General features: G+C 63.3%; 16 protein-coding genes and 1 tRNA gene. 2 read left to right on the top strand and 15 right to left on the bottom strand.

Features of this window, described 5'->3' with window-relative positions:
• Positions 1-24 precede the first annotated feature (24 nt).
• Complete coding sequence (locus ACQUSY_RS06690) at positions 25-1,248, top strand: winged helix-turn-helix domain-containing protein (RefSeq protein ID WP_428903727.1); 1,224 nt, start codon at positions 25-27, stop codon at positions 1,246-1,248.
• 52 nt (positions 1,249-1,300) lie between these two features.
• On the opposite strand, the gene ACQUSY_RS06695 is transcribed toward ACQUSY_RS06690, so the two are convergent.
• The 14 genes from ACQUSY_RS06695 to ACQUSY_RS06760 all read right to left on the bottom strand — a co-directional run bounded on the left by ACQUSY_RS06695 (position 1,301) and on the right by ACQUSY_RS06760 (position 13,456).
• Positions 1,301-1,870: a LemA family protein gene (locus ACQUSY_RS06695; protein WP_428903728.1), complete on the bottom strand. Its 570-nt coding sequence runs from the start codon at positions 1,868-1,870 to the stop codon at positions 1,301-1,303.
• Positions 1,871-1,953: 83 nt separating this feature from the next.
• Complete coding sequence (locus ACQUSY_RS06700) at positions 1,954-3,267, bottom strand: D-arabinono-1,4-lactone oxidase (protein ID WP_428903729.1); 1,314 nt, start codon at positions 3,265-3,267, stop codon at positions 1,954-1,956.
• Complete coding sequence (locus tag ACQUSY_RS06705) at positions 3,264-4,478, bottom strand: alanine racemase (RefSeq protein ID WP_428903771.1); 1,215 nt, start codon at positions 4,476-4,478, stop codon at positions 3,264-3,266. Before ACQUSY_RS06705 ends, ACQUSY_RS06700 begins: the two co-directional genes overlap by 4 nt.
• A gap of 127 nt (positions 4,479-4,605) precedes the next feature.
• The gene (locus tag ACQUSY_RS06710; RefSeq protein WP_428903730.1) at positions 4,606-5,187 is read right to left on the bottom strand and encodes a hypothetical protein; all 582 of its coding nucleotides are present in this window, start codon (positions 5,185-5,187) and stop codon (positions 4,606-4,608) included.
• Between the two features lie 91 nt (positions 5,188-5,278).
• Positions 5,279-5,890 carry a rhomboid family intramembrane serine protease gene (locus ACQUSY_RS06715; RefSeq protein ID WP_428903731.1) on the bottom strand — a complete coding sequence of 204 codons (612 nt, stop codon included), beginning with the start codon at positions 5,888-5,890 and terminating at the stop codon, positions 5,279-5,281.
• A 46-nt stretch (positions 5,891-5,936) separates the two neighbouring features.
• A tRNA-Leu gene (locus ACQUSY_RS06720) sits at positions 5,937-6,009 on the bottom strand.
• 76 nt (positions 6,010-6,085) lie between these two features.
• Positions 6,086-7,516, bottom strand: coding sequence for an NAD(P)/FAD-dependent oxidoreductase (locus ACQUSY_RS06725; RefSeq protein ID WP_428903732.1), 1,431 nt, complete (start codon positions 7,514-7,516; stop codon positions 6,086-6,088).
• Positions 7,482-8,852, bottom strand: a complete 1,371-nt coding sequence (locus tag ACQUSY_RS06730) for a S8 family serine peptidase (protein WP_428903733.1) — start codon at positions 8,850-8,852, stop codon at positions 7,482-7,484. Before ACQUSY_RS06730 ends, ACQUSY_RS06725 begins: the two co-directional genes overlap by 35 nt.
• Complete coding sequence (locus ACQUSY_RS06735) at positions 8,849-9,367, bottom strand: DUF501 domain-containing protein (RefSeq protein ID WP_428903734.1); 519 nt, start codon at positions 9,365-9,367, stop codon at positions 8,849-8,851. Before ACQUSY_RS06735 ends, ACQUSY_RS06730 begins: the two co-directional genes overlap by 4 nt.
• 16 nt (positions 9,368-9,383) lie before the next feature.
• Positions 9,384-9,938, bottom strand: coding sequence for an FtsB family cell division protein (locus ACQUSY_RS06740; RefSeq protein WP_428903735.1), 555 nt, complete (start codon positions 9,936-9,938; stop codon positions 9,384-9,386).
• Positions 9,939-10,016: 78 nt separating this feature from the next.
• A complete protein-coding gene (gene eno / locus ACQUSY_RS06745) occupies positions 10,017-11,297 on the bottom strand; it encodes a phosphopyruvate hydratase (RefSeq protein WP_428903736.1) in 1,281 nt (426 codons plus the stop codon).
• A 100-nt stretch (positions 11,298-11,397) separates the two neighbouring features.
• Positions 11,398-12,063, bottom strand: coding sequence for an O-methyltransferase (locus tag ACQUSY_RS06750; protein ID WP_428903737.1), 666 nt, complete (start codon positions 12,061-12,063; stop codon positions 11,398-11,400).
• 32 nt (positions 12,064-12,095) lie between these two features.
• A complete protein-coding gene (locus ACQUSY_RS06755; protein WP_428903738.1) occupies positions 12,096-13,109 on the bottom strand; it encodes an SdpI family protein in 1,014 nt (337 codons plus the stop codon).
• Entirely contained in the window at positions 13,106-13,456 is a 351-nt protein-coding gene (locus ACQUSY_RS06760) for a GntR family transcriptional regulator (protein WP_428903739.1), read from the bottom strand. Before ACQUSY_RS06760 ends, ACQUSY_RS06755 begins: the two co-directional genes overlap by 4 nt.
• Positions 13,457-13,558: 102 nt before the next feature.
• On the opposite strand from ACQUSY_RS06760, the gene ACQUSY_RS06765 reads away from it, so the two are divergent.
• Positions 13,559-14,032 (top strand): DUF4442 domain-containing protein, encoded by a 474-nt coding sequence (locus tag ACQUSY_RS06765; protein ID WP_428903740.1) that lies wholly within the window; start codon positions 13,559-13,561, stop codon positions 14,030-14,032.
• A 22-nt stretch (positions 14,033-14,054) separates the two neighbouring features.
• Here the strand turns inward: ACQUSY_RS06765 and hisS are convergent, their stop codons facing one another.
• Positions 14,055-15,308, bottom strand: a complete 1,254-nt coding sequence (gene hisS / locus ACQUSY_RS06770; RefSeq protein ID WP_428903772.1) for a histidine--tRNA ligase — start codon at positions 15,306-15,308, stop codon at positions 14,055-14,057.
• Positions 15,309-15,310: the final 2 nt, after the last annotated feature.

Consider the following 15,310-nt stretch of genomic DNA (forward strand, 5'->3'; position numbering starts at 1 on the left):
GGAGGGTCGCATTACGCTGTCGGCATGGTCGATTCCCTTTCGCGGCGCCAAGCCCAACTCATCACCCTCGCCGCCCAAGGGTTTAACCGACGTCGCCCCCAGTCGCCATCAGCGCGCCATCTGCATGGCGTCATGCGTGACATTGGTGTGTTGCAGATCGACAGCGTCAACGTTTTCTCACGCAGTCACTACATGCCGATGTTCGCCCGGCTCGGTGCCTACGACACCTCGTTGCTCGACACCCTCATCTTTAGCGCCGACGGCGATTACGTCGAGTACTGGGCGCACGTAGCCACGCTGATACCGGTAGCCGATTGGTCACTGTGGGGCTTTCGCATGGCCGCTAATCGCGCGAAGTACGGCGAAGGCGCCGGCGGGTGGGTCTCGGAGAATGCCGCCACAATGCAGTGGGTGCGTGACGAACTTGCCGCGCGCGGTCCGCTTCGCCCCGCCGAGATTGAAGACGATGCACACCAGGGTGCGCGCGGCCCGTGGTGGGACTGGAACCGCGTGAAGCGGGCGCTCGAGTACATGTTTCTGTTCGGCGAAGTTGCGGTCGCTGGCAGGCGAGGCTTTGAACGGCGCTATGGCCTCGCCCAGCAGGTCATCCCCGCTCAGCACCTCACCGCTCCCCCGTCGCGCGCCGATGCCATCCGTGAACTGATGGGTCGCGCGCTCGCCTCCTACGGTGTCGCAACAACGGCAGACCTCGCCGACTACTACCGCGTCTCAATCGCCGATGCGACCCGCGCTCTCGCCGACCTTCGCGATGCGGGCGTCGCGTTGCCGGTTCACGTCGAGGGGTGGACGCGCGGAGGCAAGCACGTCCTCGCCTGGAGACACCGCGACGCGATCGCCGCACGCAACGTGCCCCCGGCGGCACTGCTCACGCCTTTTGACCCGCTGGTGTGGTTCCGCGACCGCGCAGCGCGCCTATACGACTTCGAGTACCGCATTGAGATCTATACTCCGGCACCAAAGCGGCAGTTCGGCTACTACTCATTACCAATCCTCGCTGACGGTGATGTTGTCGGCCGCGTCGACTTGAAGGCTGATCGATCCCGATCGATACTGCTCGTGCAGTCGGCGTGGTGGGAAGACGCGACGTCTGCCCGGCACACCGAGGCAGTCGCTGCGGAATTGCGCCTAGCGGCCCGCTGGCAGGGCCTGGAGACGATCAGCGTGTCGACATGGGGCTCGGCCACGAATGACCTCCACGGCGCGTTACACGGCGCTGCACGCCACTGAGCGCGGCAATGACAATGGCCCGGCGCTTTCGCACCGGGCCATTGCTTCAGTTTTAGAACTGAACGCGAGGCGGCTCTGAGATCGCCGCTCCGTCCAGCACCTCGAAGAACTCACGCTCGACGAAGCCGAGGCTGCGTGCGAACAGGTTGTTCGGGAAGACCTTGATCTTGGTGTTCAGCTCACGCACACCGCCGTTGTAGAAACGGCGCGACGCCTGGATCTTGTCTTCGGTGTCGACGATGGCTTCCTGCAGCTGCAGGAAGTTCTGGCTGGCCTGCAGAGCCGGGTATGCCTCAGCAACGGCAAACAGGCTCTTCAGGGCCTGTTCCATGTGCCCTTCAGCCACGCCAGCGGCCGCCGGCGAGGTCGCCGAAAGCGTTTCAGCGCGAGCACGAGTGACGTTCTCAAAAACGGCCTTCTCATGCGCCGCGTACCCCTTGACCGTCTCGATCAGGTTCGGAATGAGATCAGCACGACGCTTGAGCTGCACCGTAATGTCGCTCCACGCCTCGTCAACACGAACATTGAGCGCCACAAGTGCGTTATATGTCGCCCACAGGTAAATTGCACCGATAACCACGATCGCAACAACGATCAGGACCGGAATAAGCCATTCCCACATAAGTGCGAGCCCCCTTCTTTCGAATCACATACTATCCGCGCCATCGGCGCTGTCGAGGTGCGTTGCGCTGACTCTCAGCGAGTTCACGCGCCGAGTACGCGATCGAGGTAGGCGTTGCGGAACATCCGTTCCGGGTCCAACTCATTGCGCAAGGCAACGAAGTCATCGAACCGCGGGTAGCGCTCGCGGAGCGTCTCCGCGCGAAGCGTGTGCATTTTGCCCCAGTGCGGGCGCCCGCCGTACTGACTCATGATGGCTTCCACCGCGCGGAAGTATTGGCTGGGATCTTCCTTCCAGTATCGGTGCACCGCAATGTAGGCCGAGTCGCGCCCGTGAGCCGTCGACAGCCACCGGTCGTCGCCCTTCGCGAAGCGCACTTCGACGGGGAACGAAATCTTCCAACCGTTGCGGTTAATGACCGAACGGAGCTCGTCAAACGCCGCCTGCACGTTCTCGACGGGGATGGCGTACTCCATCTCACGGAAGCGCACGGTACGCGACTGCGTGAACACGTTCGTCGACAGGTCGGTGTATTCGCGCGACCCGGTGAGCTGCGCCGCCATACGCGATACCGGCGGAATAATCGCCGGCGCGACGTGACCCAGGGCACACGTCAGGCGATACACGCCGTTGGCCAGCAGGGTCTCGTCAACCCACTTCGAGGCGCGCGGCAGTGGGTGGCGCTTGTCGCCCTCCGGCAGCCGGGTGTTCTCCTTGGTCAACGCGAACTCGGTGTGCGGGAACCAGTAGAACTCAAAGTGGTCGACGCCAGTGGCGCGCTCGTGAATGTTAGCGACGACGTCCTGGATCGGCTCCCGACGCTCAACCGCGTGCATCAAGAACGCGGGAACACACTGCACGGTGACGTCGATGAGAACGCCCAGGGCACCAAGCCCCAGGGCGATCGCCGGAATCAGCTCCGGCGAATTGTTCTCGTCAATCGTGCGGAATTCACCCGCGGCCGTTACGAGCGTCGCACCGACGATCTGCGTAGAGATGCCGCCGAAAGTGGAACCAGTGCCGTGCGTTCCGGTGGAAATAGCGCCGGAGATGGACTGCCGGTCAATATCGCCGAGGTTCTCCATCGCCAGCCCGTATGGTGCCAGCAGCTGCGGAATCTGGTGCAGCTTGGTTCCGGCTTTCAGCGTGACGAGGCGACGCTCCGTGTCAACTGTGACAATGCCGCTGAGGTCGGAGAGATCGAGCAGCACGCCGGGGGCAACCGCGATACCGGTGAAGGAGTGGCCGGAGCCGACTGCCTTGACGAGCATGCCGCGGTCTTTCGCCGCGAGCACCGCCCGCTGCACCGCTTCAGCGGAGCGCGGAAATTCCACGCGCTGCGGTCGGATGCTCGCCGATCGGGCCCAGTTCTGCCATTTTCCACCTGGTCGTGTCACAAAAAAGCCTTTCCTTCACCGCGATACGTCAATAGTTCGTCGACGACAACACCGTCGTCGACAACGTGGTATGACTTCACCCGCTCCGATCCTTCGCCGCTCTTCGCGTGGCGGAGCCAGACTCGGTCGCCCACCGCGAGCGCGAGCGCATTCGCCCCCTGCAACGGTGTCTGGACTTCGCCCGCACCCTCGCGACCGAGTGTCTTGAGGCCGGTGGGCCATGCTGCTCGAGGTTGGCGCGACGCAACCGGTGGGCCGGAAGCGATCCAGCCCCCGCCCAAAATCGTGGCGATGTCGGGCAACGGTTTGCGCACCACGTCGAACGCGAATGCTGCGGCCGGTGCGAGCTGGAACCCCTGGTAGTCATCGAAGAGAGTTCCCGCAAGGAAGCCGCTGCCGGCGGTGAGTTCGGTCACGGCGTCATCGGCAGCGGTGTACTCGAGCGAGCCGGTACCGCCGCCGTTGACAAACTCGAGGTCTGCAACGCGACGAACGCCGGCCACGATTCCACCGCGTCGGTCGGCCAGCTCGGCGCCGGACTGGCGCTTCATCCAGCGCATGAGGCCGTCTTGGTGTCCGCTCGCGTCGGTCTGCCCGGCGATTTGAGCCTCGTACATCATGAGGCCGACCAGCTGGAAGCCGGGGCGGCTGGCGATGCGTGCGGCGAACGCGGCGACTTCGGCTGGCGTGTGCAGCGGCGAGCGACGAACGCCGATGTGGCCGAGTGCGGGGGCGCGCCACGAGGCGTCTGCATCAATCGCTACACGGATCACCGGCCGGGCGTTGGGCGCGACGAGAGCGTCGATGAAATCGAGCTGTGCAGTGTCGTCCACCATAAGGGTGATGCGGCTCGCGGCGACATCATTCGAAAGCAACGCCATGAGCGCGGCACGGTCGGTCGTGGGATACCCCATCACGATGTCATCGTGCGTTTCTGACAGCCACAGCGCTTCAGCGAGCGTGAACGCGAGGATACCCTGGTAGCCCGGCATCGCCAGCACCGCGTCAAGAACGGCTCGTACACGAATCGATTTACTCGCGACGCGAATGGGCACTCCCCCGGCGCGAACCAGCATGTCGCGGGTATTGAAGGCGAGCGCGTCTTGCGCGATCACAGCAACGGGAGCGGGCATGAGCGAGGTAGCATCGGTTAGCGCCCGCCACCATACCTCGGGAGAACGCCACCCTTGCGCCGCCGCTGATCGGGTCATCAGGTCAAGCACGTGGCCAGCCTAGGGGCATTCTCTCCAAATATGCACGAATGAGGACATTGCTCACAGGTCGTGGCGGGTTAACGTAACCATCGGCAGAGTTCTCCCACAAATTGCGCGATGGCGCCTAGGGCGTGTAGTTACACAGCGTGAGGAGCTCTCCCACAGATGCTTGTAATTCGGTTCCGGCCGCCTGCAGTTTCGGACCCAGCTGGGTGACCTTCTCCAGCGCGACCGGATCGTTGGCCCATGATGAGGGGTTGGCCAAGTCAGGGAGACCCTCGAAGACGGCGGCGAACGTGCTCATATCGTCAGCAACGGCTTGCAGCGCGGTCTTCACTTCGGAGTTTGCTGTGGCCTTGACTGCTTCTTGGAGTGCTTGTGCCTGCAGCAGAAGCGCCTCTTTCACCCCTTCAGGATTGGTCATGCCATCTTGGATGGCGGTGCCCATCTCGGTGCTTGCGCTCCCCATCGCTTCGGAGATCTCCCGGCAGGCACCCGACAATGTGCCACCGGCGCTCGGTTCTGACGTTGTTCCCTCGCTCGTGGTTCCGCTCGGCTCTTCAGCGGCAGGGCTCTCCGCCGACTGTTGCGCCTCACCCGTCCCCTGTGGCCCTACAGGCCCGACACCGCCCGAGCATCCGGCGATCAGTATCGCTGCGGCAAAAACCGTGGAAACGACGAACCCGGCTCGATACGTACGGCGCATGATGCCCTCCCCTCAGAGGCGCTGCGAACGCACCTCTTTAGTGGGAGCATACGCTCGCTTCTCAGCGGCGAAAATGGCCGTCACCAAATTGTCATTTAGCCGTGGCGTCGCTTTCCTGCACCGACCGCCGCCCGAGAACAACGGCGGCAATCACACCGCCGATCGCACCGCACAGGTGCCCCTGCCAAGAGACGCCCGGCGCTGTCGGCAGCACGCCCCAAATGAGGTATCCGTATACGGCGGCAATAACGATGCCGATCGCGATTTCACTGAGCTTCTTGGCAAAGACTCCGCGCAGCACCAGAAACGCGACCCAACCAAAAATCAGCGATGATGCTCCGACGTGGTTGGTATTCAGCCCGCCGATGAGCCACGTGCCCACCCCGGCCGTCACCCACACGATTGCCGTCGCTTCTAACCACCGCATGGTTCCGGAACTCAGCACAATGACAAACGTCAGCATGAAAGCCGGAACCGTGTTGGAAATAAGGTGTGCCCAGTCGCTGTGCAGCACAGGGGCGAAGACGATGCCCCACAGGCCATCGACCGTCCACGGGCGCACACCGTTGTTGTCAAGACGCTGATTCATGATCGCGTCAATAATCTCGATGGCCCAAATCAGGGCGACGAAACCGCCACCCCACACCGCCGCTGTCAGCAGCCGCGATCGCGGTTTCTCAGCAGGTTGCGGCTCAATCATCATGGCGATAGCGTACGCGATCTCCCTGCGGGCGACCTATGTTCGCGAGTACCCCCAGTCGGACTCGAACCGACACTTGGACGATTTTAAGTCGTCTGCCTCTGCCATTGGGCTATGGGGGCGGGTCGTTTCTAGCCTAGCGATAGGCCCGGAGAAACGACGAAGGCGGGTGCCGAAGCACCCGCCTTCGTGAACGTCTTACTTGGCGCCGACCGGCTCAGCGGCCTTGTCAGCAACCGACTCGGCGGGCTTTTCAGCCGGTGCCTCGACGGGAGCAGCAGCCGGACGCGGCTTCGACGCAAAGTCAGTGAAGAACTTACGCGGCGTCTGCACAGCCTCGAGCGACACGATGTCGCGACCGAGCCACAGGTTGTGCCACCAGCCCCACAGCACGCGCCACTTGCGCTCCCACGACGGCATTGCCAGGCCGTGGTAACCGCGGTGTGCAACCCAGGCAACGAAGCCCTTGAGGGCCAGCTTGCCGGATTGGAAGACGCCGTTGTAGAGGCCGAGGCCGGCAACAGCACCGAGGTTCTTGTGGATGTATTCGACGGGCTGCTCGCCACGAAGTACGGCAACGAGGTTCTTGGCGAGGCGCTTGGCCTGGCGAACCGCGTGCTGAGCGTTCGGAACGCAGAAGCCACCAACGCCACCACCGGTGAGGTCAGGAACAGCCGAGATGTCACCGGCGGTCCAGGCACCCTCAACGATCTCTTCACCGTCAACAACGCGCAGCGTTGCGTCAGCGGTAATGCGGCCGCGCTGGTCTGCGGGTAGACCCGAGCTCTTCACGACCTGCGGGTTCGCCATAACACCGGCGGTCCAGATGATGAGGTCGGCGGGGATAACCTGGCCGGTCGACAGGCCAACGTTGCCGTCGGTCGCGTCGACAACCTGCGTGTCGAGGTGAACGTTGGCGCCGCGCTTGCCGAGGTCCTTCAGAACCCACTCGCTTGTCGCCAGCGAAACCTCAGGCATGATGCGACCCATGGCCTCGATGAGGTGGAAGTGCGTGTCTTCGAACTTGAGCTGCGGGTAGTTCTTCAACAGCGACGACGCGAGCGAGCGCAGCTCCGCAAACGTCTCGATACCGGCGAATCCACCACCGACAACGACAACCGTCAGCAGACGGTCGCGCTCGGGGCCCGCGGGCAGCGTGGCTGCCTTATCGAAGTTGTTGAGCAGACGGTCGCGAACAGCAACAGCCTCTTCGATCGCCTTCATACCGATCGCGTTCTCGGCAATACCCGGGATCGGGAAGGTGCGCGAAACGGAACCAGCGGTCACGACGATCTGGTCGTACTCGAGTTCGTACGACTCACCCTGCTCGGGCGTGATCGTCGCCGTCTTGTTGGCGTGATCGACGTTCGTTACCTTTGCGCGAACGATGGTCGTCTTCTTGAGGTGACGACGGTGCGACACAACAGCGTGACGAGCTTCGATGGAACCAGCGGCGACTTCCGGCAGGAAGGGCAGGTAGGTCATGTAGGGCAGGGGGTCAACCATGATGACCTCTGCCTCGCCCTTACGAAGGTGCTTCTCCAGCTTCCACGCGGTATAGAAACCGGCGTAGCCTCCACCAACAATCAGGATTTTAGGCACGGGAAGATAATTCCTTTGAGTGATCATTACTCGACGTGCGCGACTCGCGCGCCGAACGGATGCTCCGGGCAGCAGCAGTGACGCCGAGCGCTAATAGAATACCAGGCAATGTCACAGCGATGAGCGGAATAGACCCGTTACGGATGGATTCTAAGGAAGGCATCAGGGGATTCGGCTTCGGCGCTTGCCCTTCAACCGGTGGCAGTTCCGGGATTTGGACCTGCGGAACCTCGCCCGGCTGCTGGGGTTGCGGCGGTGCATCCGCACGCCGATAAATGCGCACCCACTCAGCCAACGACCCCATCGGATTCTCATCAACGTGGGTGACGTTGGTTGCGGTAACAGCAGCCTTCGCGTCGATCAGGCCGTAACCATACAGGGGCGACGGCGTGGCCGCGCCCGGCACCGGAGTCGCCGTCGCAATGAGTCGCTGAATGACGTTCGCCGCGTCAAGATCGGGGTGCGCCGAGCGCACGAGCGCCGCTACTCCCGCCACTATGGGAGCTGCACCACTGGTTCCGTCCCACACCACGACGCTGCCATCGGGAGCGATGCCCAAGAGCTCCTCACTCGGAGCCGCAACACCAATCGTGATGCCCTGCGTCGACGCCCCGAGGCTCGCTTTGCCGGTCGGGTCGACGCCAGCAACGGTGAGCACGCCGGGAATTGTTGCGGGCGCACCGACGACCGAGGTTCCGCTCCCCCGGTTGCCGGCGGCGACGATCACGACGACGTCGTGGTCAAACGCGTATTGAAACGCGGCGTCCCAGCTTTGATCCCACGACAGCTGGTTGGTCGTGAGCGACAGGTTGATGATGTCGGCGCCTTCGTCAACGGCCCACACGATCGCGTCGGCGAGCTGATCGACGAACGGAACCGTGGCGCTTGAACCAAAGCCAACGGAGATTGCGAGAATGTCGGCTTCCGGAGCGACGCCAACCATACCGGTGTCGCCAGCACCGGGGCGAGCCGCGAGAAGCGAGGCGACATACGTGCCGTGGTTGGCGTCTTTCACGCCCACGGGTGTGCGGCCGTCTTCGCTACCCGCACCGGAGAAGTCAGCGCCGCCGACGACCGCGGGGTCGAGCGATGCGGTGTGCGCGACACCGGTGTCAATGACGGCGATCGTGACACCGTCACCCTTCGTGGTCTTCCACGCTTCGGTGATTCCGTAGCCATCGAGCCAGTACTCGGCACCCCGGATCGGGTCTGTCGGAGTTGGCGAGGGTGTTGGTGTTGACGATTCTGTAGTCGATGGCGTGGGCGTCGGGTCTTCTGCCAACTCGACGGCCATGGCGGGAGCGCTCAGCGAAAGCATCGCGGCGAAAACGCCGACGATGACAATCGTGAGCGCACGCTTCATGCCGCTCGACCCGGCTCGTCGCAAACGCAGACCGTGGGTGACCAGTCGGCGGCAGCGAGTGCCAGGTCACCGATCGGGTTCACACCGGGGCCAGCGGCGAGGGTGTGACCGGCAAGGGCGTGCAGGCACTTGACGCGGGTCGGCATACCCCCGGCGGAGATGCCATCGATTTCTTCGACGTCACCAAACTGGGCGCGGTCGGCAAGGTAGGCCTCGTGTGCGCGCTGGTAGGCGGCGCGAACTTCTTCGTCGGTTTCAAGGAGTGCGGAGTATTCCGCCATGATGCCGGAGGCTTCAAGACGGCTCATCGAGGCCGTGGCGCCCGGGTGGCTCATGTAGTAGAACGTGGGAAACGGCGTGCCGTCATCCAGTCGCGGCTGAGTCGAGACAACCGTCGGGTTGCCGCACACGCAACGGGCAGCGATGCCCACAACGCCGCGCACAGTGCGGCCGAGCTGCGAGCTCATCACATCGAGATCGACCTGGCGTACGGGTTCAAAAGGGGGCACAGTCACCCCTTTAGGCTACCGGTCAGGGCGTCGGTGAATCTGTCTGTTCGCCGGGTTCTGGCGTGTTGGCGGCCTCGTCGGTGACGGCTACTGATTGCGCGAGGCCCGATTCGGTCACCGAGCGCAACGCCTTCGTCATCCAATTGACGCTCGTCTTCTCCACCTTGTCGCTGACCGGACCACGGCCGAGCGGGAGAAGAGATTCGTCAAGGTCGTTGTCGACGAGATAAACAACCTCACCGGGCTTGACGTAGTACAGCCGCTCGCGGGCCTGCGACGCGATGTAGTTCGCGTCTGTCCAGCGGTCGCGCTCGGCTTCGAGGCGATCAACCTCTTTTTGCGATACCGCGACGGCTTCTTGCAGCGATGCGATGCGCTGGCGCTGTTCGAGGTAGGTGCCGATACTCGGGACCAGCACGAAGACAGCGAGCACGACCAGCCCCAGCATGATGGCCATGAATCCGGAGAACCGGATGCCGCCGAGCCAATCACGAACGTCGACGCGCTTGGCACGGTTGGTGGTTTTACTCCCCCGCGCGGTCATCGTGCGAACCGGATCGGTGCGGGACGTAGACACACGAGAGGGGAAATCCGGGCGTCGTGCCATGGATTTCCCCTCTCTGTGTTTCAGCGTGAGTGCGTTGCCGCGCTCGGCTTATGCCGAGTAACGCGGGAAGGCCGAGCGGCCAGCGAAGACAGCGCCTTCACCGAGCTCTTCTTCGATACGCAGAAGCTGATTGTATTTCGCAACACGGTCGCTGCGGGCAGGCGCACCGGACTTGATCTGACCTGCGTTGGTTGCAACAGCGAGGTCGGCGATCGTGGTGTCTTCGGTCTCACCCGAGCGGTGCGACAGCATCGCGGTGTAACCCGAGCGCTGAGCCAGGCTCACGGCGTCGAGGGTCTCGGTCAGGGTACCGATCTGGTTTACCTTGACGAGCAGCGAGTTACCGACGCCCTTCTTGATGCCGTCGGCGAGGCGCTGCGGGTTGGTGACGAACAGGTCGTCGCCCACCAGCTGAACCTTCGAGCCGAGAGCGTCGGTGAGAGCCTTCCAGCCCTCCCAGTCGTCTTCAGCCAGGCCGTCTTCGATCGAGACGAGCGGGTAGTTCGCGACGAGGTCGGCGTAGTAAGCGACGAGCTCTTCAGCCGAAAGCTTCTTACCCTCGAACGAGTACGCACCGTCGGCGTAGAACTCGGTCGATGCGACGTCAAGGCCAACAGCGATGTCTTCGCCCGGCTTGAAGCCTGCCTTCTCGATGGCAGCCATCAGGAAGTCAAGTGCGCCACGGTTGCTGGGCAGGTCGGGAGCAAAGCCACCCTCGTCGCCGAGACCGGTTGCGTAGCCGCCCGCCTTCAGTTCGCTCTTAAGCACGTGGTAGGTCTCGGTGCCCCAGCGGAGTGCCTCGGCGAACGACTCGGCGCCGTGCGGAACCAGGAAGAACTCCTGCATGTCAACACCGGTGTCTGCGTGCGCGCCACCGTTGATGACGTTGAGCAGCGGAACCGGGAGAACGTGTGCGTTCGGGCCACCGACGTAGCGGAAAAGCGGCAGGTCTGCCGAGTCAGCAGCAGCCTTTGCGACTGCGAGGCTCACGCCGAGGATGGCGTTTGCGCCAACGCGGCCCTTGTTGCTGGTTCCGTCGGTCTCCTTCAGAACCTCGTCGATGACGCGCTGTTCGCTCGCCTCGAAACCTTCAATGGCTGGTCCGAGTTCGTCGATGACGGCGTCGACGGCCTTGAGCACGCCCTTTCCGCCGTAGCGAGCCTTGTCGCCATCGCGAAGCTCATACGCTTCGAAAGCGCCGGTCGATGCGCCCGACGGAACGGCAGCGCGCTGCACGATGCCGTCATCGAGCAGAACCTCCACCTCAACGGTCGGGTTGCCGCGCGAGTCAAGAATCTCGCGAGCGCCTACAGCCTCAATCAATGCCACGGGAACTCCTTGTTCGTGGAAAAGGGAATGGTGGAGCGACGATGGTCCTCGGCCAGTCTATCGAGAGGCACGAGTACGGGTGAAGCAATGTTGCAGACCGTCACACAATGACGGCGATGGCCGTGCCATCCCACCCTTTGGATCCCACGGTTTGAAACGCGGTGGCGTCAAAACGAGGGTCACGGCCGAGCATTTCTAGGCCCGCGCGTGTTCCCTGCACCTTGGGGTCGGTGGTGTCGGGCCGCACAATCTCACCCTCGCGACCGATGTTGTCGACAACCACGACGGTTCCGCTGCGCCCCAGCTTCACCGCGTAGTCGAGGTAGAGCGTGTTGGATTCTTTGTCAGCGTCGATGAAGACGAAGTCGTAGGGTTCGGCGCCAACGAGCGTCGGGAGCACGTGCTCGCCGCGACCAATCTTGATCTCTACGCGCTCGGCAACGCCCGCGTTGTTGAGGTTCTGCTGCGCGACTTTCGCGATGTCTGGTTCCGCTTCAATCGTCGTGACGTGACCGTCGTCACCGACGGCGCGGGCCATCCAAATCGTGGAATATGCGCCGAGGGTGCCGATTTCGAGCACGCGCTTGGCCCCGCTCATGCGGATGAGCAGATTCAGGAGTTTGCCGCTCAACGCGGTCACTTCGATGTCGGGAAGGTCGGCACCGCGCTGACGAGCCAGTGCGTTCTCGAGAACGTCGTCTGGTGCGATGAGTGTGGCTTGGAGGTAGGCGTCGGCGGCAGCGGTGGCTTCAGAGCTGAGGTTCACACCCCCCAGGAAACTCCGTGCCGCCGACGAGGTCAAGGGGCATGCGCCAGCTGGAGCCCCATAAGAAGCTCGGCGCCCCGTACCGAATCAGGCACCGTCACGGTCATCTTCTTGCCGTTCGTACGCACGATCTGCAGGGCCTCACCCGAGTGCAGGATGATTCCCGCGCCACTTCCGGGCATGTAGCGCAGACCCCAGCCACCGAAATCGGCCATGCCGTTCACGGTGATCGATCGCGCCTCGGCAATGTTCTCCAGCGCAATGTGGAACCGCGGAATGCCCACGATGCTGCGTGCCGTGAAACCGTTCTCGTCGATGCGCACGCGGAACACGAACATCGAGGCGAACAGCACGGCCATGAGCACTGTCAGCAGCCACATGACCCAGGCGGTGGACTGCCCGTCCGCCGTCATGATGATGGACATTACGAGTACGGTGCCGACACCAATGAGCATGAGCCCGAGAGCCGCCCCGCTGGCGCGCGCCGTCTGCATCCACGCCGCCTTGGTTCCGGTCGCCACCGCCGCGGGTGTGATGGCCACGTCGGGCTCGGTTTGGATCGTGAGCGACGGCTGCAAGAGCCACGCGATGACACCGTAGACAAGTCCGATGGCCGAGCCCAGCAGAATGAAGGGGCCGGCGTCGGGAGCCTGGGTGGCATCGAGCAACCCGCGCTGCGAGTTAACGGTGATCGTGAGGCCCACCGCGAGCATGATGACGGTTGCCGCGATGATGGCTCCGAGGAAGCGGGGTGAGACACTCCACTGGCCGCGCTTCGCCATGACCAGGATCGGAATCGTCGACAGCATCAAGATGCCGAGACCGACAGCGCCGGTGAGCACGGGGAACGTCCATGCCGGGCCGAAGCCATCGGGGCCACCACGGCCCGAGAAGTGGATTGCGGCAGGGATCGGCAGCTCGCTCAGCCACATGAGTTGCAGAACGAGTGCACCGACTAGGGCAAGGAACGGAACCCAGAAACCGACGAGCAGGAAGCGCGCGCGAGCGTGCGCCAGGGTCGTCGTGGGGGTGATTGATGTTGTCATCGTGTGGCCTCCTTAACGAGGGATGTCAATGTTTCTGCGGAGAGCCCAAGGCCCTTCGCCTTCGCGACGAGCGCGGAGATGTCATCAGAAAGTTCGGCGAGCGGAGCCGCCGCTTCGGTGATGATCGCGCCGCGACCGCGGCGCATTTCAATGAGCCCTTCATCACGCAAATCTTGATACGCGTGCAGCACTGTGTGCAGGTTCATCCCGAGTGCGGCTGCAACTTCGCGAGCGGCCGGGAGCTTGTCGCCGGGGCGAAGTGCTCCCGTCGCGGCTTCCGCACGCACGGCGCTGGCGACCTGTGCGAACAGGGGCTCGTCGCTCTGCGGATTCACGGTGATGAACATGCTTTATTCTACTTCAAATAGAACAACTGTGTCTAGACGGACGATTGTGCCGATTCTCCAACCGAATTTGCTGCCCTTTGACCGGGCGGACACACTAGAGAAATGCGCATCACTCCCCGCCGCTTGGCCCTGGGCATGAGCCTGTGGGCTCCAAACTTTTTCGCTGGCATTCGCGTGCGCGAGTTTTCCGAGGACTGGACGCGCGCCGTCGTCACCCTGCGCGTGAACCTCATCACGCGCAACTACGTGAAAACCGCCTTCGGTGGTTCCATGTCTGCCATGACCGACCCGTACTTCTTCATGCTGCTGATGCATCAGCTGGGTCGCGACTACGTGGTGTGGGACACGAAGGGCGAGATTGAGTTTGTGAAGCCGGGGCGCGGAACCTTGACTGCTGTTTTCGAAGTCAGCCCAGAGCGTGCAGCTCAAGTACGCGAGCTCGCCCGCGGCGGGGCGAAGGTGCTCGAGTGGTTCGAGACCGTCATCACCGACGAAGACGGCGACGTCGTCGCTCGCGTGCGCCGCGAAGTGTACGTACGCGAAAAGAAGCGCGTCACCGAGGCATCAGCAGACTGAGCGCACCGAAACGAGCCACCGACTACCCGAGGGTCTTAATCTCGACCGTCTCGCGCGTGGTGTGAGCGGTGACCGTGGCAAACGCCGTGTAGCCATCGGCCTGCGCGCGCGTGAGGAGACCGTTGAGGTTCTTCGTGCGCTGTTCGACACGTACCCGCATGCCCTCGCGAATCAACTCTGCCTTGAGCGCGATGAGCTGGTTCACGGTGACGTTCTTGTCGTGCACGAGAACGAGAGCGGGCGTCGCGTCGGCTTCGCTGGCCTCGAGCAGGTCAACGATGCGCTCGAAGCCGATCGAGAAGCCGACGGCCGGCACGTCTTGACCGAGGAACCGGCCGATCATGCCGTCGTAGCGGCCGCCGCCACCGAGTGAGTAGTTCACGCTCGGGTGCGCGAGCTCGAAAATGGTTCCGGTGTAGTAGCCCATGCCGCGCACGAGGAACGGGTCGAAGACGAGGGGTGCTTCGCCGCCGCGGGCCGCGACGACAGCCTCACCAATGCCGACAAGGTGCTCGATGACCTCATCGGGTACGCCAGCGGGCAGCGCCTTGCGAATCTGGCCCTCGCCGAATGGACGGTATTCCAGCGTCACCGGTCGACGCAGGAAACCTTCGAATGCGTCGACAGCGGCAGCCGTGGTTCCGCGTTCCCGCAGCTCCGCAACGATGCCTTCGGCACCGATCTTGTCGAGCTTATCGATCGTGATGAGCACGCCGGGGCGCTCATCGCCAGTGAATCCGAAGACATCGAGCATCGCGTCGAGCGCGCGGCGGTCGTTGATGCGCACGCTCGCGCCCTCCAGGCCGAGAGCGTCGACGGTGTCGAGGGTTGCGACGATGAGTTCGGCCTCGGCGCGCGCTGACGCGTCACCGATGATGTCGATGTCGCACTGCACGAACTGGCGGTAGCGACCCTTTTGCGGGCGCTCGGCGCGCCACACGGGAGCCATCTGGATCGAGCGGAACACCGTGGGCAGGTCGCCGCGGTTGGTCGCGTAGAAGCGGGCGAGCGGAACCGTCAGATCGAACCGCAGGCCGAGGTCGGCAAGGGCCGCCACGTCACCTTCGGACGTGACAAAGTCGTTGGCTTCGAGGCCGCGCTTCAGGATCGAGAACGACAGCTTTTCGTTGTCGCCCCCCATTCCGGAGTGCAGACGGGCGTAGTCCTCAACCACGGGGGTTTCGATCTCATCAAAACCATGGGCGCGGTATCGCTCACGGATCACGGCCAGTACGCGTTCACGACGCGCCTTTTCTGCCGGGAGGAAGTCACGCATGC

The organism is Microbacterium daqui (genome assembly GCF_050408675.1).
Taxonomy (GTDB): Bacteria; Actinomycetota; Actinomycetes; order Actinomycetales; family Microbacteriaceae; genus Microbacterium.